Origin of the sequence: Streptomyces sp. NPDC006624 (assembly GCF_040611555.1) — a bacterium.
In the GTDB taxonomy this organism is placed as follows: Bacteria; Actinomycetota; Actinomycetes; order Streptomycetales; family Streptomycetaceae; genus Streptomyces.
The window spans coordinates 1-1225 of record NZ_JBEXOM010000077.1; the positions used below are offsets into that span (position 1 = coordinate 1).

1 protein-coding gene is annotated in these 1225 nt (G+C 65.8%); it reads right to left on the minus strand.

What is annotated here, in order from left to right; all coding sequences use genetic code 11:
* On the minus strand, window positions 1–1225 hold a 1225-nt coding region (locus tag ABZY20_RS37280), incomplete at both ends, for a hypothetical protein (RefSeq protein WP_356447980.1).

The following is a 1225-nucleotide window of genomic DNA, read 5'->3' on the forward strand; positions in this document are numbered from 1 at the left end:
GCGACCGCTTCCCGGTTCAACTCCATCGCGCGTTCCGGCGACGCGGTCTGCTGTTCGTAGACGCCGCGGTCGTTGGCGCCGGTCACGCCGGTCTTCACCTGGCGCTGCCATTGCTCGGTTTCCGGGTTGCGTCGCCAGTTCTGATTGTCCAGGCCCCAGCGGTCGTCCGGGCTGGCCGGAATGTCGAACGGATCCTGCGGCTTCGGCGCCTTGCCCAAAGCCAGTTCCACCGCGGTGACGCTGGCGCGGGCGCCCAGCTCGCGCGCCTTCTCGTAACCCGCGCCCAACGGGCCCTCGATCGGGTTGTCGCGTCCATCGGCGGTCTTGTCGATCAAACCGTCGTGGACCCAGTTGTTGCCGTTGAACGCCCAGGCCACGCCGCGATTGTCGGTCTGGTGAGTGATGTCGCGGTTTTCCTTCAGGTCGACGGCTTTGTCGAAGGCCTTGCTCATCAGCATCGCGTCGGCCATCACCACGGCGACCGGCACATAGCCCGAGGTGCCGACCAACGACGCGGCGCTGGCGCCGCCCACCCAGCCGCCGACGTTGCGGGCCGCGGCGTGCGTGGCTTCCGAACGCGCGGCGGTGGGATTGTCCTGTTCCAACAAATCCGCGGCGCGCTGCGCGCTCACGGCGAGATCGGCGCCGGTGGTCAGCAAGCCGCCGGAGCGGATGAGCGTGTTTCTGGGTATCTCGCCGATCAGCAATTGCATCGAGGCGGCCCCGCGCTGCCCGGGTGGGGCGCGCAAGGAGGCTTCGCCTTCGGCGAGTTCGGGGAGGCCGGATAGTGCGGGGTCGAATGCGCGCAGGCGGGGGCTGTCTTGGAAAACCTGATTGGCCAAGTAGCTTTTTACGTGCTGCTGGTACTCGACGTCGGTGATCAACCCGTCGCGGAAGGTTTGATCCAGTAGTTCGGCGGTGGTTCTCGTCTGCAAGTCCGGTAGGTCGCGCTCCAACTGGCGTCGGATCTGCGGAGAAGCGAAGTGTCGGTCGTCGGACCAGATGACGGTGCTGCGGCCTTCGGCTTGTTCGCGGGAGGCGATTTCGAGGAGGGAGCGTTCGCCTGCGTTCTTGGCGAGTCTGGCGCGCTCGGAGGGACCAGACGCGGCCGCCAATTGCTGCTGTGTCTCGGGAGCTTTAAGGCTTGGAATACCTCGGTCGGCAAGGTACTGCTTGAGTTCAACTTTGAGGGGGCCGTCGTTGATTTCGGCTACAACCGTTTCGG